The sequence below is a fragment of the Sphingomonas sp. BL2 genome, from assembly GCF_056680015.1.
Genome location: NZ_CM155261.1, coordinates 3,735,156 through 3,756,912, shown reverse-complemented (window position 1 = coordinate 3,756,912; position 21,757 = coordinate 3,735,156). Strand labels below are relative to the sequence as shown.

Sequence of the window (21,757 nt, the reverse complement as noted above, 5' to 3'; positions counted from 1 at the left end):
GCCAGATTGGGAAATCGTCCCTCACCCTGGTGAAGCCATGAGTCGAGGCTCAGGTGGATATCGCGAACCGCGTCAGTCACCGCGCCCTTCTCGCGCTGATCCCGATGTGCGACGAAGTCCCCAATCTCCCGGATCGAGGCTAGGCCGTGGCATCGATCGCGGAGGCCTAGGAATATCCGATCAAGGTCGGCTACCCGGCAGTCCCCTCGAAGGTAGCGTTCCACGCGCTGGCGAAGTTCGGTAGGCTTCATGGCGGCAGTTTATCAGTTTGGAAGGCCGGAACATAACAAAAACACTTGCCTGCGGAGCTGGCGCAGCCAAATCAATCCGTAGACGCGAAACCGCGATGTGAGGAAGGCGCCGCCGCTTTCCTTAACCTATGCGACATCCGCGAGCGGATAGCCGCTGCTACAAAATCGGTCATTCGCAAGGATGAACCAGCGTCCGAAGTTGGGAGGCGGGTAAGGACGCCTGAATGTCCAATTGTGGGTCCAGTTCGCAGAAGCGGTGATTCAGCGGGCGACGAGGAGGGGAGCACCGCCGCCAAGCGAGACATGAGCGTCGATGTCAGTGCGCACGAGCGCCAGCCCGGGTACGGCAAAGCTGATATCCACTCCGTCGATCTGCTCGAACGGTGGCATGATTTTGAAAGTGATCGGGCGGCCGACGGTGATCGCGTAGAGCCCGTCTCCACCCGCTACCCACAAGCCATCGGCTACGGCCGTCAGTGCGTAGAAGGGCACTGTCTCAAAAGGCAATTTCGGTGGATCGGCAGGCCAGCTCTTCTGCATTGTGTACGGTTTGTAGTAGAGGCGTCGGACCTTGTCGCCGCACGCCTCGACCACCTGTCCGCTGGGAAAGAAGTGAACTAGGCCGACGGTGGCAACGACGCAGCCCGGGTGGCCAGGTTCGGGTCCCACGCCGTTGATCGGGCCGCCAAGTCCGGGAACTTCACTGACCGCGCCCGTATTTGTATCGATGCGCTCGAGGCCGCCACCCCACTCTCCCTTCGCGAGCCCCAGCAACAGGGTCGTGCCGGTATCGAAGGGCGCCGTTCGTACGATGGGACCGGTGAGCGGCGCCGAGAGGGGGACGGTGCGTTGCCGCCCGTCCGCGCTGACCACGAGGCGGTTCCGGCTCACCGCAATCACCCGTTGGTCGGTGCAACTCAGAGCCTGAACCGCTTCCCCGTTCAGGTCCAGGCGTTGCATCGCGTGCCAGGAACGATCCTCGAGGCGGGACATCTGGCCATCCACGCCGAGGGTGACCAGTGCGGCGCCCGCGACGCAGACGTCGGCCGCCAGCCCGGGCGTCGTCTCAGTGCGGCGGTTGATCTCTCCCGGTGCGACGCTCGACAGTGTGCCGCGCTCGGTAAGCAGCCACAGGCGATCAGAGACCCAGACCGCTCGCTTGATGAAGCGGTCCTGTCCGCGCAGCATATTCTCCGAAGTTGGGGCCGCAGGGTTCGTCGCTGCGCGCACGGCCGCTTGATGCTCGCGCACGAGAGCGGCGTCCACAGGGGCGGCCGGAACGCGGAAGCGCGTCGATGGGATGGCGGCGGTGCTGATCGAGACCAGTTGCGAGCCAAGGAGGTCGATCGGAGCACCCTGCGCGATCACCTCGCGGAAGCTGACGCGCTCCGGACTGTCGTCGCCCGGGAAGTTGCTCTCCTGCATTGCCGCGAGGCGCCGGTGGCCTGCCGCGAGCATTGCCAGCGAAGGATCGCGGCTGATGACCAGCGGCATGGCACCGGGATTGTGGCTAACGCCGCTGATGAAGTAGCGGGTGCCCTTCCGGCCGTTGATCGACACTGTGTCGACCGGCAGCCAGGGTTGCATGATCTCCGACGCGGGACGTATGCCTGCGCGAGCCGCAGCGGTGTCCGCCGTCCGGATCACCGTCGGGCCGCCCGGCCCGGGTCTGACCTCGTATCCTTTGCCGTTTTTCCAAAGATAGTAGCCGCGATCATCGTTCCCGGCTCGAACGTCGCCGTTTGACGCGACCTCTATGGTGAGCACGCCTGCTGTGCTTACCGCACCAGGCCGCTGGTAAGTCGCCGTCATATCCGCGCCCGCTTGGGTGGGCGCGAGCGCGAGCAGCGCGACGCCTAATAGCGATGAATATCGTACCATTGAATGGCAGCCTTTCTCTGGACGGGGATAATACACCTTTGACTCACCAAACGAGAAGGCAACAACGTTCCGTGCTCAGGCTGAACGAACGTCCGAAGGTGGGGAAGGCGCTGGCGGCCGCGAGTGTCTGGAAGTGGGTCCGTGCGGCCCTCCCGAAACCCCGCTGTTTGGGAACGCTGGACATTCCCATAACTCCGTCTTCATTCTGTGATTTTCGGGACAGAGCAATTGGGAACGGATTTTGAGAAGACAGGCCTCAAGGCCTTCATCGGAGTGATTGGCGCGGACGTATTCGCTAAACGGGTTCGCTTGTAGGAATGGCTGGGGTTGAAAGTGACATAGCCGCACGACGCGCCCCCCCCACGAAGGAAATGCTATGCCTTTTTCCACAACTGCTGATGGTCGCAAGTTCGCAGCAGAGACGGCCGATGGGACTGCGGCCGCAGTTCGGGAGGCGATAGCACGTGCGGCCAACGACTTGGGTGAGGCGGAGGCCATCCTCAGAACTGGACGATTGCCCAGGTGCGGGATGCGTGAAAGTCACGATCGACTTTACGAACTGGTATACCGCAACGAGCCAGCGCGCCCGTCCGATCTCCGTTGGTATGGAGACGCAGACTGGGCCGTGCGTGCGGCCGGGCGTTTGCAAGAAAACCGCGCTGCGGGTTACGTGGTGACCGGGCATCGCCGTGGCATCCTGAACGGGGAGGAGCTTACGCTTTTCGCAGCCGGCGATGACAGGATCGTTGAGCAACCCAATCCAGTTGCAGGGCGCAGCGGTCGTATTTGGACCTATGTGTCGGCTGAACAAGTCGCGTTGGCATTGCGCGGAACAGCGGCCGCACAGGCGCTGGCACGAGAAATCATACTGGTCCGCCTGGAAGCGGACAGCATTGGAGGCTCGGCGCAAATGGTCAGGAAAGCCCGTGACTGGTTGATCGACCACGATCCCGACCCGGCGGGTCACGTCGTCGTCGCTCTTGCCGATAGTGACGGCGTCCGAACCGTGACAATGCAGCGTTTCGATGCAGATGGTCAGCCGGCCACGACAACCGATCATCCGGTTTGCCTGGAAGACAATCTCTTGTTGCGAAAGACCTCATGGCATGATGCGGGTCCAACGAACGATGAGCTGTTGAACCGAAGCGGGCAACAGGTCCTCATCGGCCCGCTCGACCACCGATTTCAGGGACATGTCGTTGTCGGCGAGGCGGAGTTCGAGTGGCTGAGCGGCGCCTATGGTTACGGTGCCGCCAGCACCGTTCCCGGCGTCATAACCGCATTGAAGACGCTCAAGGCCAGAATTCGCCGGGGCGAGACGATCTCGCTCTTTGAACCTGGCACGATGTATCAGCTTGAGGCTAGCCGCCTTTCTCCCTTCGAAGATTGGGTGCACCGGCATTTTCCTGGCATCGGTGCGATTTAAGTCGTTTCAAGCCCACCCGCTGCTCATCTGGCATTCTCGGTGCGATGATTTCTCGAAAGGCTCGCGTATTCCCAAAACTCGATCCCTCGCGAGGAAGCCGACCCGAGCAAAAACGCCCACTTGCAGTCATTCCGAGAGACCCGCTACGCTAGTAAAATGGCACTGCATCCTGATGTTGCTCGGCTCGCTGGAACACTCGAAGCAATGGTGACATTGCTAAAGCTGCACGGTGACAACGGATGGGCCGAGAAGGTTGAGCGGTGTAGATCGAGTATCGCACAATCCGATTATCACGGCGTCGATCGACTTTTGCGTCTCTACGGTGGAATGGGATCACTGAACGACGTGGTTCTGCAATCCGGTGGAATTGCCCCGGCAGAAGACAATGAGAGGTTTAACGCGCTTCGAACAGATGCTTGGAAACAGGTGAATGCACTGGCGCGAGACAGCGCGCGCGAGGACGGTAACTAACCACCCAACCCGGCCATTCCCGAAATTCGATCCCTTGCGGGACAGCGCCGACCGTCTCGATCGCCGCTCCCAATCGAGAAACCAGACCTGCAGAAATCATTCCCGGGCACTTATGGAGCGGGCAGAGTAGGGAGAGGCTCCTTGGCTAGCCTGACAATCTCCGCGGCTAGATCGTCGGATGCTGCTGCCGCCTTAGGCCAATAAATCATGTCGCAGATAGGTACGTTAGGGAAAGTGCGCTCAAGAATACCGAGGCAAAAGCTGCTCCTTGGTTCGTCCGCGGCTTCGATGACGCCGATGCATTCCGCAACTTCCTGAACGGTAAGGTCGGGGATGCCCGGAGGAGGTCCCATCGCTGCCAACACCGCAAAATCACGTTCGCTGGTCCAACTGTTCAGGTTGCTAAACGTGACGCTATCATACCCCTGCGATCCCGCCAGCGCATCGGCTTCGGCGATGAGCGCGTCGCACTCTTCGTCAGCATCCAAACAATCCACTATCCGGAGAATGAGATTCTGCAATGCGTCGATCCGCTCCTGCGGGGGCGTCGGTATCAGCGCCTCAATCCTGCTGGGCATCGAACCTCTCCTAACCTTCGAATAATATCCGACCATGAACACCGCTGTCGAATAATCTCAATTCATCGAGCCTCGCTATTCGTTACCGACATTCCGTTTCCCATTTTTCTATCCTAGCGGGAATGCATTGGCTGCTGTGATCGCACTGCCCTATCGGCGCGCTGCGCGAGCTAAATCGCAGCAGCTTCGATCCGGTTCTGCAGGTCTTTGATCGTCTGCTCCACGGCATGCTGTATAACTGTATCTCCCGAAGCCCGCGCGGCCTCATATTCCGCCCTCCTAATTTTGAGCACTTGGCTGGCGACATGCCGCCAATCAGCAGCAGGTATGCCGTAATCGCGGGTTGCCTCTACTTGATCGAGAGCGCTGATCCCAATCAGATGAAGGCGAGGCCACTGATCGATTTCGTCGACATAAGCATAATCAAATTTGATCTTAGCATTTTCGGTCAAGGTCACCGTAACGTGATTCCAAGGTCTAGGCAGAAAGATATCGAGCGTTCTCATTCTCGCGAGATCGAACTTTATTGCCTCCTCAACCTCCTCGGGCCTGCTACCGAAGCCGGCATACTGCCCTCGCACACCGTTGCGACGGGTCCATTGACTGACGCCGGCAGTCTGCATCCACTCATGAAACTGTGCCTCGAACCGCATCTCCACAGCGTCCTCGGGGAAGATCGACCAGAGCTTTCGGCCAATGTCGCCAACGATTTCCTCGAAATGCTGCTTGTCTGCCATCGGTGTCCCAATCCGTTTATTAGTATTAGTTCGTCGGTCTCAGGCGGCAGGTCCAGTCCCGTTTCAAACGTCGTAATTCGGTGCCGGCCAACAGGAATCCCATTTCGCGATTCATTCCGGGAACGGTCTTGCCCAAGTAGGGCGCCGGCTGGATAGGTGTATCGCGTTTGTCGTGAGTACACGCATGGTAGACGCTGGTTTGGGGGTTTCTGGGAATGTCAGTTTCGAATCCGGGGGAGCCGGACCGCTCCTCGATCGAAGAATTTGTCGTCAGTTTCTGCCGAGAGTATAAGGCTTGGAACAACGATGCGTACGCAGCTTATTCGAGGGAAAACGTCGAGCAGCCTGCCGATGACTATTTTTCCGCATCATACGCAAATCTTCTTCGCCCCTTTATCACGCCCGAAACCCGAACGCAGCTGCCCAGTTTCGGATCTGACGCACGCTTTGACCCTGATCGGCTCACCATCCAGTGCGTCATGCCGACGAACGACGGCGCTACGGTCGAGTTCGCGATACAGTCCATGGTGGGTGAGTGGGCGGACGACTTCCTAGCAGATCTCACGTTTAAGCCGGTCATTGCTATCAGGCAAATCTACTATGTGGACCCTTATCCAGACGGTGACGTCGATCGTTTGGCATATCTTTAATTAGGCCATCACCGCGTGAAGCGGGGGGCATCACTGATCGACAGTGGCTAGGTACATTCTGCACTCGCTTCTGTGATTCCCACTTCAGCATCATTTTGAGACATTTGGTGTGCTCAGGATGCAGTAATCGATATTATTGCACATCTCAAAGGATCAGTAGCGTGCGCGTAATATTCAACGACTCAATCGACCTCGGCTTCGCAGTCGCCGCTTTGATAAATGGCACAGTCGATAGGAAGGAAATTACCGATTGGGCCGCACGCGTAATTGACGAGGTGGAAGATCCACCAACCTATATTTATGTCATGCTGGACATGGAGCGCTACCAAGGACGTGGTCTTCATCACGAGATTGGATTTACGCCAACCAGCGGCGTAGATTCTGATGACGAATTTCACTACCTCCGTGAGATAGCAGTGCGTCGTGGTAAAGAAGACTTTGACTATCTTGGAGGTAGGAGTCCTGTCAGTCTGGGTGCGGTCCGCAAGGCTTACCTAGACAATCTAATCAAAATGAATTTCGGATTCGATGTTCAATCATTGCCGCCATTGTACCTAAGAGATGCTTCGCGCACCCCATAGCTTTCGAGAAGCAGGCTCATGTAGCTTAACCTGGCGTCCATGGGACCGGCGTATCTTACTACCTTGATAGCATACGAGGTCCCTCGCCAGCGATTCCCGAAAGTCGATCCTCTTCGAGAAAGAGCGGCTGCGTCTGGGACGTCCGTTAACGCGATTTGTCTTCCTAATAGCGTACAGTCTCCTTTCCCTCCCATCACGACATTCGCGAACGGCTAGCCGGGCTTGAAAACCGGTTATTCGCAAATATGAACCAGTGTCCGAAGTTGGGGAGCGACGGAAGAGGCGTGAGCGTCCACTTGTGGGTCTGGCCGGAAGCCGAAGGGCGGGGCGCCTTACGCCCACAGTCGGACCCTCGGGTTACCGATCGAAGCTTCCGAAAGCAGCCATTCGTTCAGAGCGGTTTTCCCGCTCCTCTGTCTCCGATAGGCCAACTCGGGCACCAAATTCGCCGGACGGCTCTCCGCGTATTCGCCCACGCCCCTGTTCCGCTATGGGGCCATTTCCAAGAACGTGGATTGCGATACCGGAAAGATTACCTCGTTATCCAGTTCATACCTGCCGCATCCTTGCTTTTGGCCAGCGCCGCCCTTGCCGCTCTATCACCGAGCCCATAGGCCTTCAGGAAGTTCGTGCTGACCAAGAGAGCCGAAGCGAAATCCGGATCACTCGAGTGCCCGATCAGCTCGTGTGAACCACCCTGATACGTCACGCCGAACTTGTCGCCAGCCGGTGATGTCTGAACCGGCAGTAGATGGTCATGCCAATCCGTGACCAACCCAGGTACTTTGTCCTCATCGCCAGTCACGATCATTGTAGGCAAAGTATCGCCCGCGTAGGCGTCCGGACCGATCAGCCCGGGAATACGCCCGGGCGTCGAAAAGCCCAGGACAGCCCTAACGGTCGGATCGCGGAAATTGCCGACGTTGGACAAAGCTCCCCCGAGGCACAGGGCAGTTAGCGTCCCGAAGCTGTGTCCAGCCGCAATTACTGGTTTGCCCGGCCAGATACGTGCAGCATAGGCGCTGGCTGCCTTCATATCCGCGATGCGCTCGCCGAAACTCGCCTGACGAGGAAACTTGTCCCTGTCAGGATAGTGCATCGAGTCTACGTGGATTGGCGCGATAACGGCGAAGCCTGCCGCCTCCCATGCCGAAGCTATGGCATCGTACTTTTCCGGCCATGATCCGTGCCCTGTCGAAAAAAGCACGACGCCCTTCACCTTGTCCGGCACCCAGGTATCCATGCGGGTGGAACGTTGGGGTGTGACTTGTAGCGCGACCTGGGCAGATGGAGCGGCCAGAGATGGCGCGGAGCACGCCATCACGCTTGCGATGGCAATACCCGCTAATCGACGCATTCGCATTTAGCTTTCCCCGGTTCGGCGTAACCCCCACAGACAGCTACATAATAACGTAGGGGAGGCAAGCCGCTTGTAGGTGCGAAGTTGCAGCTACACGGTATCGGATCGCCATTATTTTCGGGAAAAACGACCGCCTACGCCATGTCGGCTATGGCCACCGGCTTTCCCAAAAGCGGCCAGTCCGCTTTCCTTCCCATTCCGACCGTTCGGCTCACGCCCATCAACCTAAGCTTTTGGTTATTTGTTGGCGCAATGGCGCGATGGAAATATGCCATCTGTGATTGCCGCTACTCAGCTAGTCACCTTTGCCCAGATCCGTTCCGAAGGTGAGCAGAGTGAATGCTTCATTCGTGATCACGATAGCTCGCAGACTTGAGGCCGCGCTCTTCTCAGAACCCCTACCTCGCGGCTGTGACCACCGTCGAATTGTTATATCGTGCCGGGAAGATGATTTACGCCGGCGCCAACATTTGTTGAGCGCGTCGATTACACTGAGGACTCGACCGTCGCCCGCCGCAAGAAAGTAGTTACCAGCAGCTCGACAGCTAGCAGCCATAGCGACTAGGTTTGGTGGACTGGGCGCGAAGCCTTCTTTGGCAAGTGCGGCTGCCATGTCTACGCTCGGCTGCACAATAGGTGGTGCGGTAAGCCCCTGGCTTGAGGCGGGTGACATGACTGCCAGAATAAGCGGGATGATAACCATGCCGGAGATGCTGCCCGCTAATTTATATTATCGCAACATCTCATACTATTGAATTATGGATATCGCTGACAGGCAATCTGGTTATATTTTCGAGAAATTCTCGCTTGGTGCAGTGGCTTTCCCAAAACACCATCCCCTCGCGACAATGCGGGATCGTACCAGAACGCCCACTTGCAGACATTCGGGGCTTCTTTACGATGAGCAGATGCAGCGCCGTGTCCTATACCTCATCCTCATGGTCGGATTGCCGGTACTGGTCGGACAGTTCGCATTCGACTGGATCAACAGCGACTTAAACTCCGCCGTCAGTCATCTTCTTACCAGAGCCATACTCATCCTTGCTGTATTGCTCGTGTGGATCGCATTCCGGGAATACCGCGACCGTAAAACGCGGACCGTCCGCTAACCTTCCCCAATACGACATGCGCGAGCGGATAGCCGGGGTTCAAAATTAGTCATTCGCGAAGATGAACCAGCGTCCGAAGTTGGGAAGCGAGGGAAGGGACTTGGGCGTCCGATTGTGGGTCGTCGTTACCTAGGGCAGTCCGGCCGCTATCGTCTATCTCGGTTATTTAGCTGGCTGAATGTAAGCGTGGCCGGCAGGCCGCAGATTACGCGGCTTGCGCCACTCGCTCTGCGGTTTGCGCGGACCAGTTCCAGGGCATGAGTTCGTCCCATCGCGCGGCCGGCCAATCCGCTGCGATCTTCCCAGTGACGTCGGCGATGTAGGCCTGCGGGTCGACGCCGTTGGCCTTGCAGGTCTGGATGACGGTGTAGATCGCCGCAGCGCGCTCGCCGCCCGTATTCGAACCAGCGAACAGCCAGTTTCGCCGTCCGACGGCAACGCCGCGCAACGCGCGTTCGGCGATGTTGTTGTCGATCTCCAGGCGCCCGTCATCGAGGAAGCGACACAGTGCGAGCCATCGCTTCGTGCCATAGGCGATAGCCTTGGCCATGTCGGACTTTGGCGACAGGCGGCGCAGTGCTGCGTCCAGTGCCTCGCGCAGCGCATCGACTAGCGGCTTCGTCCGGTTCTGCCGCGCCGCCAGCCGCACGTCAGGCGGCCTGCCGCGGACCTCGGCCTCTATGCTGTACAAGGCACCGATGCGTTCAAGAATCTCGGTGGTCAGCGGCGTGGCAACCCGCTCGTGCAGGTCGAACACCTTGCGCCTGAAATGGGCCCAGCACGCGACTTCTGTGACGCCGCTTCGATAGAGCCCGTCGTAACCGGCATAGGCGTCGGCCTGGAGGAAGCCTCGAAATCCGGCGAGATGGGCTTGCGGATGTGCACCGGTACGGTCGGTCGTGAAGCGATACCATGTCGCTGGCGGAGCCGTGTTACCGGAGGCGCGGTCATCGACTGCATAGACCCATAGTCGCCCGGTCGCGGTGCGTCCGCGGCCTGGGTCGAGCACCGGGACTGGCGTGTCGTCCGCGTGGATCTTGTCGCCTTTCAGCACTTCCTCGCGGATGCGACTGACGATGGGGTCAAGCAGCGCGGCTGCATGACCGACCCAGCCCGCCAGCGTCGAGCGGTCGATGTCCAGGCCTTGGGCCGCCATCATCTCGGACTGCCGATAAAGCGGCAGGTGATGTTCGAACTTCGAGACGACGACATGGGCCAGCGTTGCGAATGTCGCCTTTCCGCGTGCGACTGCCTTCACCGGGGCAGCCGCCTGGACGATCTTCTCACACGTCCGGCAGCTGTATTTCGGTCGGACGTTCCGCACCACGCGCCAGTGCACCGGCAGGACATCGAGCATCTCATGGGCGTCCTGCCCGAGACGGCGTAGCGCACCGCCACAGTCCGGGCATGTGCAGGCGCCGGAGGCGGGTTCGTGGACGACCTCCGCGCGTGGCAGGTGGTCGGGCAACGCACGGACTGGTGCCGGCCGCACGGGCGTGTCTGACAAGACCGCGCCGGTCTCCGGGACTGCGCTCTCGGTTTCCAGTTCCTCAAGTGCGAGTTCGAGCTGGGCGATCTCGCGCGTCAGCTTCTCGGAGGATGCGCCAAACTGCATCCGCCGCAGCCGAGCGATCTGTCCACGCAGTGTCTCGATGAGCAGGTCGCGGGCGGCAAGTGCTGCATTGGCTCGGGCGAGCGAGGCCTCCAGCACGGCGATCCGCGCCTCGGCATCAGATGGGGCAAGAGATGCTTGCGACACCTCATTTTCATAGCAGTTCGCGCACTCTCACACGAGCAAAAATGGCGGAAAAGCTATGTTTTCAGCCGGCCAATGTTGGTGCCCATGTCCGCTCTGGGCGGCGCCAGTCGATGCCCTCCAGAAGCATCGACACCTGCGCCGATGTCAGCGCCACTGTGCCTGTCGCGGTCACCGGCCAGACGAAACGCCCCCGGTCCATCCGCTTCGAAAACAGGCAGAGTCCCTGACCGTCGAACCACAGCAATTTGATCAGGTCGCCGCGCTTGCCACGGAACGCGAACAGCGCACCGGAATGTGGTTTCTCCCGGAGCACCTGCTGCACCAATACCGCCAGGCCATCGAAGCCCTTGCGCATGTCGGTGACGCCGCACGCCAGGAATATCCGCGTCGATGTCGGCTGCGGGATCATCGGGTCAGCACGCCGATCACGCGCGACAGCGCCTCGGCGTCGACCGTGCCGTCGACGGTAAGTCGCACACCCGAAGGCAGCTCGATGCCGATCTGCCCCGCGGTCCGGGCGTCCGCTGGCGCCTCGACGGGCGGCGCCGGCAGCATCATGGGCGGCTCGCTGATTTGGACTTCGGCAAATGCGGTCTGAGGCCGGGCCGGCACTCCGCTCAGTGCACCCGACATCGCCTGGCGCCGCCAGGTGTAGATCGCGCCGCTGCCGACCTCGTGACGCTCGACCGCCGCCCGGACCGACCCATCCGGCCCAAACGCATCGCGCAGGATCGCCAGCTTCTCCTCGACCGTCCAGCGGCGTCGACCCGACACCCGCCCGACAATCTCGATACGACCACTCATACGACCGGTCGTATGACTACTCGCTACATTTGCAGCTGGTTCGATAGTCTCGTCCGACATTACGGCCCCGTTCAAAGAGCTGCCATCAACCCGTTGAACGCTCCGCCTACAAGGCGGCCCTCAGACCGCGCTTACGGCTGAATGCCATACTGGAAGGCGAACAGCGGTGGTCGAGCTGACCGCAACCGCGCGCCAACCGAGGTAGGTGCTGCTAGCGCTTACGGCAGGATCAACATGACCGTGGTCGCGACAAGCTGATCACGCACGTAGCCAACCAATGACACTTGGGTCATCGGAGCGTCGGGCGATCCCAGCCCACCGGCAGCGATTACGCGCATGTTGGTGGTCAGCACCGGATGGGCATAGTGCTCACCCTCCGGGATCAGCGTTGTTTCGCCTATCCGAGGATCGGTCCAGGCAATCAGGTTCCAGGCCCGCCCTGCATAGACGAGGCCCGCTCTTGGCGGTGATGGGGCAGGAAGCGGCGGCGAAGCACCGGCCGGCCTACCCGGCCAGCAAACGTCGGGAAGCAGATCGACCTTGGTCAGGACCTGACCAGCACCATTGAAATCGAGTTTGAAGCAGCGACCGCTCTGTGAGGTCAGAAATATAGGTGCATAACCGCTCATGTCAGCGCGGGTGATCGACAAGCCTTCGGGTAGGTGAATGTCGGCCCGCCAAAGAATTTTCGAGCGGCCGTAAGCGCCCAACGACTGCGGCGGTGGCGCGAGTAAGATCACGCCGGACAGAGTTTCTGGGTCAGCAATCGAGACTGTCGGCGTCGGTTTGTTGGTCTGTGCGGCTAACGGCGCCGCAAGGAGGACGGTCAGGAAGGCAAGCTGGCGCATGCAAATGTTTCCTATAGCGCGGCACTTATAGTCGTCTGCCTTTCTCCCGGGCGTGTCCATACCCTGCTGCTTCTTCGCTCACATATTCGTACTCCCGACCAATAACGCGCGTACTGATAAACCCCTATGGGCCCTGGTGAACGAACGGCAGATTCTGGCAAGCGGTCAATGCGGTCTGAACGGCCGGAACTGGGTCCAACCAGTCGCGCGTGCTTTCAACGCAGTCGCCGACGATCAAGGAGCGTCGCCACCGGGACGATAGACCCGCTCGACGTGACCAGCGAGCTCGTCGAGATAAAAGTAGACAGGCCGAAGGCGACCAGTGGCGTAGCGGTCGATCTGGTCAGCAAAGTGCAATGAGGCCTGATTACCACTCTGCCCGCCCGCCATTACGGCCATCGCCCTCACGCGCGGGCCGAACTCGACCACCGCGACGAAGCTGTTGCCGCTGGTGCCATAATAGCGCTTCGTTCCCGGCCACGTCTTCGCGCCGAAAGAGGCGAGGCTACCCCACTGCGCCGAGGTGAAGGGCACCGGCGTCGACGGCTTCGCGTCGTCGAAGTGCGGCCGAATGGCGCCATCGAACCGCTGGAAACGGTTGATCGCGTTCCACGGGGTGTTCCAGCCGCCGAAGTCGCGTGTCAGTTGCGCGACCGCCGTTTCCAGCGCGGTGAGCTTGGTCGCGGCGTCGACGCGGTTGGCGATGTAGTCGGGAACGTTGATCCGCTCCGCCTGTGCGAAGCTGCCGATTTCGCGCCAGAGCTGGTCGCCCCAGTAGACGGCGAGGCTCGTCGCGACCGACTCCTTGCTCCAGCGATGGTCCCACCGGGAGAGTGTCGCGATCGGCCCGGCCAGCGCCCGCCGACGCGGGTCGCCCGCCGGCAGTGCGCGCCACGCGGCGACCAGGCCGGGCAGCAGCCGTGCGAAGGCGGGCAGATAGGGATCGTAGGCGGCGGCGCGCAGCCGCTCGGGCGTCCAGCCGCGCCGGCCGGTCAGCAGGAGATCGGCGTGTTCGCCGCGGGCATTGCCGCCGGTCTGATCCATGTAGCGTGGATAGTCGGCTGCCTTGGGGCTTTCCGGCCCGGCGGCGCCCCACGGCCAGTCGTTGGTGTTGTGGACCCAGCCGACCCGCGGGTTGGCGACGCTCGGCAGGCTGGCGAGCGGGTGCAGCCCTCGCCAGTCGGTCGCGGGATCGCTGCCATCGACGGGGCGGGTATAGTCGAACCGGTCGTCGCGGACCGGCATGAATTGCGGCATCAGGAACGCGATCTCGCCCTTGTCGTCGGCGAACAGCGTATCGTTGGAGGAGTTCGCCTTGCGCTCCGCGACCGCGATGTAGGAGGCGAGGTCGGTGGCCTTGGTCCGCAGCCAACTCTGCTCGAGCGCCGGGACGGGCCGCCACATCAGCGCAGTCGCGATCCAGCGGCCGTTCTTCGCCGCGACGATCGGGCCGTGATGCGTCGCCGAAGTAGTGAACCGCCGTTCGCCCATGCCGCCATCGGGCCGGCGGAAGCGGAGCGTCACCGTGCGCGCAGCGACCGGGCGTGTCTCGCCACCGTAGCGGTAGCCCCAGCCGCCGCCGCGACGCACGATTGCCTCGGCGAACTGGTCGACATTGTCGACGGTGGAGGAGGTGTGCATCCAGCCGGCGTGCGCGTTGAACCCCTGGTAGACGAAGAACTGCCCCCAGGTGCTGGCGCCATAGGCATTCAGGCCGTCGTCGCTGGTCATCTGCGCTTCCGAGCGGAAGTAGAAGCTGGTGTGCGGGTTGATGAGGAGCAGGGCCCGGCCGTTCGCGGTCAGCTTCGGCGCGATAGCGATGCCGTTCGACCCCGATGGTTCGCGCGGCACCGCCCCCAGCTCTTCCGGCGTCGGTGGGGTCGGCCGGCCGTAGAAGGTCTTGAGGTCGGCGAGCGAGATGCGCTCGATGTCGCCGCCGATGCTGCCCTCGGTTAAGCTCAGCGCCATCCACGGCTCGAACCGCGTCAGCACCTTGGGGCGCACCTGCGGGTGCGTCGCGAGATAGAAGTTCAGCCCGTCCGCCCAGGCATCCATCAACGTGCGCAGCCATGGGGGACAAGCGGCGTACTGTGCCTGGAGTTCGACCGGATCGACGAACAGCCGCTGGCGCAGGTCGGCCCAGATCGCCTCCTCGCCATCGGCCTCGGCGGTGCGACCGAGCGCGGTCAGGTAGTTCGCCTCGATGCGAGCAAAGTCGTCCTCTGCCTGCGCGTAGGTCATACCGAACACCGCGTCGGCGTCGCTGCGGCCGCGGACATGCGGGATACCCCAATCGTCGCGCGTGATCGTCACCCGCGCCGCCTCGGCCCGCCACCGCGCCATGTCGGGATCGGGCGCGGCGGCGGTCGTCGCTAGGAGGGCTGCGACGATCAACGGATTGCGCGTGCGCTGGAGGAGCGTAACCATAGCGTAAGCCTAGAACGGGGAGTGAGGCATGGCCAAGTGCTGGTTGGCGATCGTGATGGCAATGATGCTCGGCGGCGCAAGCGCCCCGCCGGTCGAGACCTTGATGAGCACCGCGATGCTGCTGCGTCCCGCGGCGGTGTTCGACGGCGTCGACGGGAAGATGCACGCCGGTTGGCAGGTGCTGGTGCGCGGCGACCGGATCGTCGCGGTCGGCCCGAAACTAGCCGTTCCTGCGGGCGCGCACATCATCGACCTCGCCGGTGACACGCTGATGCCGGGCATGATCGAGGGGCACGGCCATCTCTTCCTCCATCCCTATGACGAGGCGAGCTGGGACGAACAGGTGCTGCATGAGCCGCTGGCACTGCGCACCGCGCGCGCGGTGGCGAACGCGCGGGCGACTCTGCGGGCAGGCTTCACCAGTGAGCGCGATCTCGGCACCGAAGGGGCTGGCTATGCCGATGTCGGACTGAAGGCGGCGATCGACCAGGGGATCGTCGAGGGGCCGCGGCTCGCCGTCGCGACCCGCGCGATCGTCGCGCTCGGTGCCTACGGCCCCAAGGGGTTCGAGCCGGGTGTCGCCATCCCGCAAGGTGCGGAGGAGGTCTCGGGCGCGGAGCAGATGGTTGCCGCGGTCCGTCGGCAGATCGCCGCCGGCGCGGACTGGGTGAAGCTCTACGCCGATTATCGTTGGCGCGCTGGCGAGGACAGCCGCGCGACGCTGAGCCTTGATGAGATCAGGGCGGCGGTGGGGGCGGCGCACGACGCCGGACGTCCCGTCGCGGTCCACGCCTCAACCGTGGAGGGTATGCGTCGCGCGATCGAGGCGGGCGTCGACACGATCGAGCATGGCTATGGCGGGACGCCCGCGATCTTCGCGAGCATGGCGGCGAAGAAGATCGCCTTGTGCCCAACGCTCGCTGCTGCGGACGCGAGCGCACGCTATCGCGGCTGGACCGGCGCGGAGCCGGCCCCCGCCGCAGTTAAGGCAAGCCGTGACAGCCTCCGCCTTGCGCTCGCCGCCGGCGTGCCGATCTGCATGGGTGGCGACGCAGGCGTATTCGCGCACGGGACGAACGCGCGCGAGATGGAACTGATGGCGGCAGCGGGAATGACGCCGGCGCAGGTGCTGCTCGCCGCCACCTCGGGCAACGCGCGGTGGATGCGACTGGGCGACCGTCTCGGCGCGGCGAAGCCGGGTATGCTCGCGGATCTGGTCGCGGTTGCGGGTGATCCCACGGTGAACATCTCCGCCGTGCGTGCCGTGCGGCTGGTGATGAAGGGCGGTGCCGTTGTCAGCATGTAGCAATGGGCCAATGGAAGTTACCTCAAGGCGCTGCCGCTGCGGAAGGGACGGACGCCTGTCTGGCCGACGTTAGGAAGCCGGGGAGGGGGCCTGAACGACCACAACCGGGCCTTTCCGTTACTCAGCTTTCCTTGAGATGCCGCCCGCCAGGTAGTCCCCGTATCCCGTCCGCGGGTGTCTAAAGCTTCGCACTCTTTCTGATCGCAAGCGCAATACCAGCCCAATCAATGTCCGGGCCTTCCGTTGCGATGACACTGCGAAGGTGGTCTCGAACGATCCCCAGCAGCGGCATCGGTGCCCCAAGCGAAGTGGCAGCGGCATCGGCCAGCGTCATGTCCTTCAGGCCCAATGGCGCCGCAAATCCAGCTGGCCGGAAGCGGTCCTCCAGCAGAATCTCGCCATAGGTATGGTAGACCGGCGCGCCGAACAGGGTTCCCGTCAGCACCTCCAGTAGGGTCTGACGATCGACGCCGCCCTTTTCGGCCAGCGTCATCGCCTCGGCCATCGCCTCCACGGCGGCCATGATCATGAAGTTACCGCTGAGCTTCACCAGGTTGGCCGCGGACGGCTTGTCGCCGATCCGGAAAGTCCGCTGACCGATATCGGCGAACACCAGTTCGCAGCGATCCAATGCAGCTTCCACGCCTGCCGCGACCACGAACAGCTTGCCCGCCGCCGCCGCCGGTGGACGGCCGAAGACGGGTGCAGAAACGTAACCACCGGTGCCGCTATCCGCCGCGAGCTGGTCGGCAAGCGCGATGCTGATCGTGCTGTGTCCGACGTGCAGTGCAGGAGCGCCGACGATGCCGCCCTCGCCGAATACCACGCCTTCCACCGCCCGGTCGTCGGCGAGCATGGTCATGACGAGATCGCCTTGGGCCGCATCGACCGGCCGTGCCGCGCGTGCTGCGCCTGCGGCGACAAGCGCTTCGGTCTTGTCTGTCGAACGGTTCCAGACCGTCACCTCATGGCCTGCCTTGAGCAGATTGGCCGCGATGGCGCCGCCCATCTGACCCAGCCCGATGAACCCGATCCTCATGCGTCATCCTCCATGAAGCGGGCGAATTCGGCCGCGTGATCGGGGTGCCAGCGGGACAGGGCGGGGCGGTTCCCGGTAATGTCGCCTGCCGCCCAGGCGATGCGTTTCGCGTCCTGTGCCGACGTGGTCTCGTTGTCAGGGCAGAGAATGTAGAAGTCGCCGCGCGCCAGACGATCGAACATGAGATCGACCACCTGTTCCGGCGTCCAGGCGCCAGCCGGCTTTTTCGGCCGCGGAGAGGTCATGCCCGTGTAGGTGAAGCCAGGGATCAGCAAGTGCGCGCTGACCCGGTCCCCTGTCTGCTCGCGCAGCGTATGTGCCAGGCCTTCGGTCAGGGCTTTAACCCCTGCCTTGCTGACGTTGTAGGCGGTGTTGCCCGGCGGCTGGGTGATGCCCTGCTTGGAGCCGGTGTTGATGACGAGGCCCGGCCCGTGTCCCTCCACCATCAGCGGCGCGAAGCTCTGGATGCCGTTCAGCACACCCATCAGGTTGACGCCGAGCAGCCTTGTCCACGCCTCCTGGCTGGCGAAAACATCACCGCCCTGGCCGATGCCGGCGTTGTTCATCAGGACGGATGCCGGCCCAAGCGTGGTGGCGAGGGTGCGCATTGCCACCGGGTCAGCGACGTCGACGGCGTGCGCGCCCGCCCCGTCGATCGACCCGGCCGCCGCATCGAGTGCTTCGCCCGGCCGGTCGAGGATAGCGACCCGCATGCCACGTGCGGCGAATGCGCGCGCGGCGGCCAGCCCGATGCCGCTGGCCCCACCCGTCACGACGGCGAGATTGCCCGGCGCGATCGCCGCGAACGAGACTGCACTCATCGGTCGATGCTCGCCATGTCGGCATAGCGCTGTCCCTCGGCTGCACCGGGCGGCATGATCGCGTCGATGCGGGCGATGTCGTCCGCGTCCAGCGTCACGTCGATCGCGCCGAGGTTGTCTTCCAGATAGGTGCGCCGCTTGGTGCCGGGGATCGGCACGACGTCGTCGGCCTGCGCGAGCACCCAGGCAAGCGCCAGTTGCGCCGGCGTGCAGCCCTTGTCGGAGGCCATAGCGCCGACTGCCTTGACGAGGTCGAGGTTGCGCTGGAACGCTTCCCCCTGAAAGCGTGGATGATGGCGCCGGAAATCATCTGCGGCGAGGTCGTCGGGCGCGGTGATCTGACCGGTGAGAAAACCCCGGCCGAGCGGGCTGTAGGGCACGAAGCCGATGCCGAGTTCGCGCACCGTAGGCAGGATTGCTGCTTCGGGATCCCGGCTCCACAACGAATATTCGGTCTGCAGAGCGGTGATGGGGTGGACCGCATGGGCGCGGCGAATGGTCGCCGGCGACGCCTCGGACAAGCCGAGATACTTCACCTTGCCGGCCGTCACCAGCTCCGCCATCGCGCCCACCGTCTCCTCGATCGGCACGTCGGGGTCGACGCGGTGCTGGTAGTAGAGGTCGATGACGTCAAGCCCGGTGCGCTTCAGGCTGGCATCGCATGCACGCCGGACATAGTCAGGGCGGCCATTGATGCTGCGGCCCTTGCCATCGGCGCCCCGATCGATGCCGAACTTCGTCGCGACGACCACCCATTCGTGGCGTTCGCGCACGACACGGCCAACCAGTTCCTCGTTGGCGCCGACCCCATACATATCGGCGGTGTCCAGGAAGGTGACGCCGCGGTCGAGCGCGAGGTTGATGGTCGCGACCGATTCCGCTTCGTCGCGACCGCCATAAAAGTCGCTCATCCCCATGCAGCCGAGGCCGAGCGCAGAGACCTCAAGGCCTTGCGAACCAAGCTTGCGTGTCTTCACCATGTATCTCCGATGCGATGCCTGTTGTCGGGGGAATGATCGCGGACGCCGCAGGTTGCCTCTTCACGACGCAAAGGCGATCGTTGCCTCGTGATAGCGGAGGAAGAAGGGGGCGATGATCGGCAGCCGGACCGGATTGCCGGCCCAATCGAGGAATAGCCGGTTCCGACGAACGTGAAATCGGGTCCGTCGTGACATGGCATATCTAGCGGACCGATACCTACCGGTCCGCTAGCGATGTGAAAGGGGCCACCTGAGCCGATCGGCTGGGCTTGGCTATTATGACGGGATGTGGATTCCGCACAGCTTGTTGCCGTCCGGGTCGCGGACATAGGCCAGATGGATAGTCCCCATCGCTGACTCACGCGGACCGGGTCCGTCCTCGATCGAGGTGCCGCCGTTGGCGACAGCGATATCATGGAACAGTTCGACCTGTTCGGGCGAGTTGCACGAAAAAGCCACGGTGCCGCCATTGGCCACGGTGGCCGGTTCGTCGTTGATCGGCTGGGTAACGATGAAGTTCGTCCCGCCCTCATTGCGGTAGAACAGGCGGGTGTGACCGCTGCCGGCCATGTTCAGCGTCGCCTCTTCGGCTCCTAGGGCACCTAGCACTGCATTGTAGAAGCGCTTGGATCGCTCGATGTCGTTCGATCCTACCATCGTATGAAACAGCAAATTATCTCTCCTCGATTATACATGCAGGCGAACGCACGCCCTTGAATCACGGAAGCTCGATCCGCCCGTTCATTCCGGGCCAGTCAGAGTAGCCGACCGAGCCACCGCCATACCAATATTGCTTCGGAGCCTCGGCGAGCGGGGCGCCGGTCCGCAGCCGCTCGACGAGATCGGGGTTCGCGAGGAAGGGCCGGCCGAAACTGAACAGATCGGCATCCCCGTCCGCCAGCGTCTTCTCGGCGAGATCGAGCGTATACTGGTTGTTGGCGATATAGGCGCCCGAGAAGCGCTTGCGCAGCTCCTGAAAGTCGACGCCGTCCGGCACGTCGCGCGTCTGCTGGGTCACGCCTTCGATATCGTGAATGTATAACAGGCCGATCTCGGACAAGGCATCGACGAACGTGTCGAACGTGCGCCCGACCTGGCTGTCGAGCGGGGTCTTTCCGGGCTCGGTCGTTGCCGGCGAAATGCGAATGCCGACGCGATTTGCGCCCCAGACCTCGACCACGGCACGCACCACGTCGAGCGGAAAGTGGAGACGGTTCTCGATCGAGCCGCCATAGGCATCGGTGCGCTGGTTGGTGCTGTCGCGGATGAACTGCTCAAGCAGGTAATTGTTCGCAGCATGCACCTCGACGCCATCGAACCCGGCTGCCTTGGCCTGTTCGGCGGCATGGCGGTAGTCCTCGACGATGGCGGGGATTTCGTCCGTTTCCAGAGCGCGCGGAACGACGAAATCCTTCATCCCGTCATTGGTGAACGCCTGCCCCTCCGCCGCTATCGCGGACGGCGCCACGGGAAGGGCGCCGCCATGAAGATCGGGATGCGAGATCCGGCCAGTATGCCAGAGCTGAAGGAAGATCTTGCCGCCACGCCGATGGACGGCTTCGACGATGGGCTTCCATGCCGCCACCTGCGCGTCCGACCAGATGCCGGGCGTCATCGCGTAACCGCGCGCCTGAGACGAGATGTTCGTCGCTTCGGTGATGATAAGGCCGGCATCGGCGCGCTGTGCGTAATAGTCCGCGGCGAACGCCGGGGGGATGCCTTCCTCGTTCGAGCGGCTGCGCGTGAGCGGTGCCATGACGATACGGTTCCGCAGTTGCAGATCGCCGATCGCAACGGGTTGCAGGACGGGGCTGACAGGCAGATCGGCCATGATATGATCTTCCGTAGGAGTAATAAGGGGCGAGGGCAGGTGGCTGTAACGCTCGGGCTGCCGTTTCACCCCCGACCGGCTTGAAACGATCCGGGTAGCAGGCTGGGTGCTACGGACGGTTGTCCAGTTCCGGCACGCCGCTGCTCCGGTCCCCATAGGCGGCGAGGAATGTCGGGCGGCGCTGCCACCGCTGCCAGAACGCATCGATATGTTCGTAGCGCTCGTCGAGCGGCATGGCGTTTACCTCGAACTTCGAGAACGCAATCGCCGTCGCCAGCGTGATGTCGGAAAAGGTCGGCTCGTCACCGCCGAGCAGCCAGTCGCGGCCATCGGCCAGATGCCGGTCCACCAGCGCGGTATGCGCCAGCGCTTCCTTGCGACAATGCTCGCCCCAAGCGGCGTTGGCAGTCAGCTCGAGCTTGGGACCTAGCCCCTGATGCAGGACATGGAACGCGGTGGTGATGCGGTAAAGGATGTGCACCCAGACGCGGTTGTCCCACATCGCGTCCAGGCCTTGTTCCTCCGGGGTCTCGCCCATGATCCGGCGACCCGGAAACGCCTGGTCAAGATAACGGACGACGGCCGCGGTTTCCGAGATGAAGCTACCGTCGGCAAGCTGGAGCGTTGGGGTCTCGCCCCAGGGGTTCATCTTGAGATGCTTCCACTGCCGCTGCTCGCCGACCGGGGACATGTCGTAGACCTGCTCGTCGAACCGATCGGCAATGCCCTTTTCGTGCAGAAAGATGCGCAGGCGCTGTGGGTTGGGGAAGGCAGAGGGGGAGGTGAAGAGGCGAAGCTTCGAGCTTTCAGGCGGAGTCTGATCGGTCATGAGGCGTCCCTACCAAGTGATTGGTAGTCACTCAGGTGGGCGGTTGCCTCCTGATGGTCAACCCCCTAT

22 protein-coding genes are annotated in these 21,757 nt (G+C 62.5%); 6 read left to right on the top strand and 16 right to left on the bottom strand.

The genetic code is table 11. From position 1 onward, the window contains the following. Positions 1-512 precede the first annotated feature (512 nt). A complete protein-coding gene (locus AC1ME3_RS17205; protein ID WP_480954150.1) occupies positions 513-2,132 on the bottom strand; it encodes a hypothetical protein in 1,620 nt (539 codons plus the stop codon). Between the two features lie 529 nt (positions 2,133-2,661). Here AC1ME3_RS17205 and AC1ME3_RS17200 point away from each other — a divergent pair. Both AC1ME3_RS17200 and AC1ME3_RS17195 read left to right on the top strand, forming a co-directional pair. After that, complete coding sequence (locus AC1ME3_RS17200) at positions 2,662-3,558, top strand: hypothetical protein (protein WP_480954149.1); 897 nt, start codon at positions 2,662-2,664, stop codon at positions 3,556-3,558. A 156-nt stretch (positions 3,559-3,714) separates the two neighbouring features. Continuing rightward, a complete protein-coding gene (locus tag AC1ME3_RS17195; RefSeq protein ID WP_480954148.1) occupies positions 3,715-4,029 on the top strand; it encodes a DUF6966 domain-containing protein in 315 nt (104 codons plus the stop codon). Between the two features lie 110 nt (positions 4,030-4,139). Here AC1ME3_RS17195 and AC1ME3_RS17190 read toward each other — a convergent pair whose 3' ends face one another. Both AC1ME3_RS17190 and AC1ME3_RS17185 read right to left on the bottom strand, forming a co-directional pair. Continuing rightward, positions 4,140-4,607 carry a hypothetical protein gene (locus AC1ME3_RS17190; protein WP_480954147.1) on the bottom strand — a complete coding sequence of 156 codons (468 nt, stop codon included), beginning with the start codon at positions 4,605-4,607 and terminating at the stop codon, positions 4,140-4,142. 170 nt (positions 4,608-4,777) lie between these two features. After that, positions 4,778-5,344 carry a hypothetical protein gene (locus AC1ME3_RS17185; RefSeq protein WP_480954146.1) on the bottom strand — a complete coding sequence of 189 codons (567 nt, stop codon included), beginning with the start codon at positions 5,342-5,344 and terminating at the stop codon, positions 4,778-4,780. A gap of 215 nt (positions 5,345-5,559) precedes the next feature. On the opposite strand from AC1ME3_RS17185, the gene AC1ME3_RS17180 reads away from it, so the two are divergent. Further along, positions 5,560-5,994, top strand: coding sequence for a hypothetical protein (locus AC1ME3_RS17180; protein WP_480954145.1), 435 nt, complete (start codon positions 5,560-5,562; stop codon positions 5,992-5,994). A 161-nt stretch (positions 5,995-6,155) separates the two neighbouring features. Continuing rightward, positions 6,156-6,575, top strand: coding sequence for a hypothetical protein (locus AC1ME3_RS17175; RefSeq protein ID WP_480954144.1), 420 nt, complete (start codon positions 6,156-6,158; stop codon positions 6,573-6,575). 532 nt (positions 6,576-7,107) lie between these two features. Here the strand turns inward: AC1ME3_RS17175 and AC1ME3_RS17170 are convergent. Further along, positions 7,108-7,818, bottom strand: coding sequence for an alpha/beta hydrolase family protein (locus tag AC1ME3_RS17170; protein ID WP_480954143.1), 711 nt, complete (start codon positions 7,816-7,818; stop codon positions 7,108-7,110). Between the two features lie 875 nt (positions 7,819-8,693). Between AC1ME3_RS17170 and AC1ME3_RS17165 the strand changes: the two genes are divergently transcribed. Then, the gene (locus AC1ME3_RS17165; protein ID WP_480954142.1) at positions 8,694-9,044 is read left to right on the top strand and encodes a hypothetical protein; all 351 of its coding nucleotides are present in this window, start codon (positions 8,694-8,696) and stop codon (positions 9,042-9,044) included. 205 nt (positions 9,045-9,249) lie between these two features. On the opposite strand, the gene tnpC is transcribed toward AC1ME3_RS17165, so the two are convergent. From tnpC to AC1ME3_RS17140, 5 genes are all read right to left on the bottom strand, one after another. Then, entirely contained in the window at positions 9,250-10,803 is a 1,554-nt protein-coding gene (gene tnpC, locus AC1ME3_RS17160) for an IS66 family transposase (RefSeq protein ID WP_031439428.1), read from the bottom strand. A 61-nt stretch (positions 10,804-10,864) separates the two neighbouring features. Continuing rightward, on the bottom strand, positions 10,865-11,212 hold the full coding sequence (tnpB, locus tag AC1ME3_RS17155) for an IS66 family insertion sequence element accessory protein TnpB (protein WP_031439429.1): 348 nt from the start codon (positions 11,210-11,212) through the stop codon (positions 10,865-10,867). After that, positions 11,209-11,607 (bottom strand): IS66-like element accessory protein TnpA, encoded by a 399-nt coding sequence (gene tnpA, locus AC1ME3_RS17150; RefSeq protein WP_031439430.1) that lies wholly within the window; start codon positions 11,605-11,607, stop codon positions 11,209-11,211. The genes tnpB and tnpA overlap by 4 nt, the downstream gene beginning before the upstream one ends. A 218-nt stretch (positions 11,608-11,825) precedes the next feature. Then, positions 11,826-12,455: a hypothetical protein gene (locus AC1ME3_RS17145; protein WP_480954141.1), complete on the bottom strand. Its 630-nt coding sequence runs from the start codon at positions 12,453-12,455 to the stop codon at positions 11,826-11,828. A gap of 234 nt (positions 12,456-12,689) precedes the next feature. Beyond that, positions 12,690-14,882, bottom strand: coding sequence for a penicillin acylase family protein (locus AC1ME3_RS17140; RefSeq protein ID WP_480954140.1), 2,193 nt, complete (start codon positions 14,880-14,882; stop codon positions 12,690-12,692). 28 nt (positions 14,883-14,910) lie between these two features. On the opposite strand from AC1ME3_RS17140, the gene AC1ME3_RS17135 reads away from it, so the two are divergent. After that, complete coding sequence (locus tag AC1ME3_RS17135; protein WP_480954139.1) at positions 14,911-16,188, top strand: metal-dependent hydrolase family protein; 1,278 nt, start codon at positions 14,911-14,913, stop codon at positions 16,186-16,188. 178 nt (positions 16,189-16,366) lie between these two features. On the opposite strand, the gene AC1ME3_RS17130 is transcribed toward AC1ME3_RS17135, so the two are convergent. From AC1ME3_RS17130 to AC1ME3_RS17100, 7 genes are all read right to left on the bottom strand, one after another. Beyond that, complete coding sequence (locus AC1ME3_RS17130; RefSeq protein WP_480954138.1) at positions 16,367-17,227, bottom strand: NAD(P)-dependent oxidoreductase; 861 nt, start codon at positions 17,225-17,227, stop codon at positions 16,367-16,369. Continuing rightward, positions 17,224-18,048, bottom strand: coding sequence for an SDR family NAD(P)-dependent oxidoreductase (locus AC1ME3_RS17125; protein ID WP_480954137.1), 825 nt, complete (start codon positions 18,046-18,048; stop codon positions 17,224-17,226). Before AC1ME3_RS17125 ends, AC1ME3_RS17130 begins: the two co-directional genes overlap by 4 nt. Beyond that, positions 18,045-19,025, bottom strand: coding sequence for an aldo/keto reductase (locus AC1ME3_RS17120; protein WP_480955863.1), 981 nt, complete (start codon positions 19,023-19,025; stop codon positions 18,045-18,047). The genes AC1ME3_RS17125 and AC1ME3_RS17120 overlap by 4 nt, the downstream gene beginning before the upstream one ends. Positions 19,026-19,088: 63 nt before the next feature. Continuing rightward, entirely contained in the window at positions 19,089-19,223 is a 135-nt protein-coding gene (locus AC1ME3_RS17115; protein ID WP_480954136.1) for a hypothetical protein, read from the bottom strand. A gap of 81 nt (positions 19,224-19,304) precedes the next feature. After that, on the bottom strand, positions 19,305-19,700 hold the full coding sequence (locus AC1ME3_RS17110; protein WP_055930929.1) for a VOC family protein: 396 nt from the start codon (positions 19,698-19,700) through the stop codon (positions 19,305-19,307). 46 nt (positions 19,701-19,746) lie between these two features. Continuing rightward, complete coding sequence (locus tag AC1ME3_RS17105) at positions 19,747-20,859, bottom strand: alkene reductase (RefSeq protein ID WP_231420649.1); 1,113 nt, start codon at positions 20,857-20,859, stop codon at positions 19,747-19,749. 109 nt (positions 20,860-20,968) lie between these two features. Then, the gene (locus AC1ME3_RS17100) at positions 20,969-21,688 is read right to left on the bottom strand and encodes a glutathione S-transferase family protein (protein WP_231420650.1); all 720 of its coding nucleotides are present in this window, start codon (positions 21,686-21,688) and stop codon (positions 20,969-20,971) included. Positions 21,689-21,757 lie beyond the last annotated feature (69 nt).

Coding starts and splice junctions, on each gene's coding strand:
- AC1ME3_RS17205 (WP_480954150.1), bottom strand. CDS start 2,132: ATGGTACGATATTCATCGCTATTAGGCGTCGCGCTGCTCGCGCTCGCG.
- AC1ME3_RS17200 (WP_480954149.1), top strand. CDS start 2,662: ATGCGTGAAAGTCACGATCGACTTTACGAACTGGTATACCGCAACGAG.
- AC1ME3_RS17195 (WP_480954148.1), top strand. CDS start 3,715: ATGGCACTGCATCCTGATGTTGCTCGGCTCGCTGGAACACTCGAAGCA.
- AC1ME3_RS17190 (WP_480954147.1), bottom strand. CDS start 4,607: ATGCCCAGCAGGATTGAGGCGCTGATACCGACGCCCCCGCAGGAGCGG.
- AC1ME3_RS17185 (WP_480954146.1), bottom strand. CDS start 5,344: ATGGCAGACAAGCAGCATTTCGAGGAAATCGTTGGCGACATTGGCCGA.
- AC1ME3_RS17180 (WP_480954145.1), top strand. CDS start 5,560: ATGTCAGTTTCGAATCCGGGGGAGCCGGACCGCTCCTCGATCGAAGAA.
- AC1ME3_RS17170 (WP_480954143.1), bottom strand. CDS start 7,818: ATGGATACCTGGGTGCCGGACAAGGTGAAGGGCGTCGTGCTTTTTTCG.
- AC1ME3_RS17165 (WP_480954142.1), top strand. CDS start 8,694: ATGGATATCGCTGACAGGCAATCTGGTTATATTTTCGAGAAATTCTCG.
- tnpB (WP_031439429.1), bottom strand. CDS start 11,212: ATGATCCCGCAGCCGACATCGACGCGGATATTCCTGGCGTGCGGCGTC.
- tnpA (WP_031439430.1), bottom strand. CDS start 11,607: ATGAGTGGTCGTATCGAGATTGTCGGGCGGGTGTCGGGTCGACGCCGC.
- AC1ME3_RS17145 (WP_480954141.1), bottom strand. CDS start 12,455: ATGCGCCAGCTTGCCTTCCTGACCGTCCTCCTTGCGGCGCCGTTAGCC.
- AC1ME3_RS17140 (WP_480954140.1), bottom strand. CDS start 14,882: ATGGTTACGCTCCTCCAGCGCACGCGCAATCCGTTGATCGTCGCAGCC.
- AC1ME3_RS17135 (WP_480954139.1), top strand. CDS start 14,911: ATGGCCAAGTGCTGGTTGGCGATCGTGATGGCAATGATGCTCGGCGGC.
- AC1ME3_RS17130 (WP_480954138.1), bottom strand. CDS start 17,227: ATGAGGATCGGGTTCATCGGGCTGGGTCAGATGGGCGGCGCCATCGCG.
- AC1ME3_RS17125 (WP_480954137.1), bottom strand. CDS start 18,048: ATGAGTGCAGTCTCGTTCGCGGCGATCGCGCCGGGCAATCTCGCCGTC.
- AC1ME3_RS17115 (WP_480954136.1), bottom strand. CDS start 19,223: ATGTCACGACGGACCCGATTTCACGTTCGTCGGAACCGGCTATTCCTC.
- AC1ME3_RS17105 (WP_231420649.1), bottom strand. CDS start 20,859: ATGGCCGATCTGCCTGTCAGCCCCGTCCTGCAACCCGTTGCGATCGGC.
- AC1ME3_RS17100 (WP_231420650.1), bottom strand. CDS start 21,688: ATGACCGATCAGACTCCGCCTGAAAGCTCGAAGCTTCGCCTCTTCACC.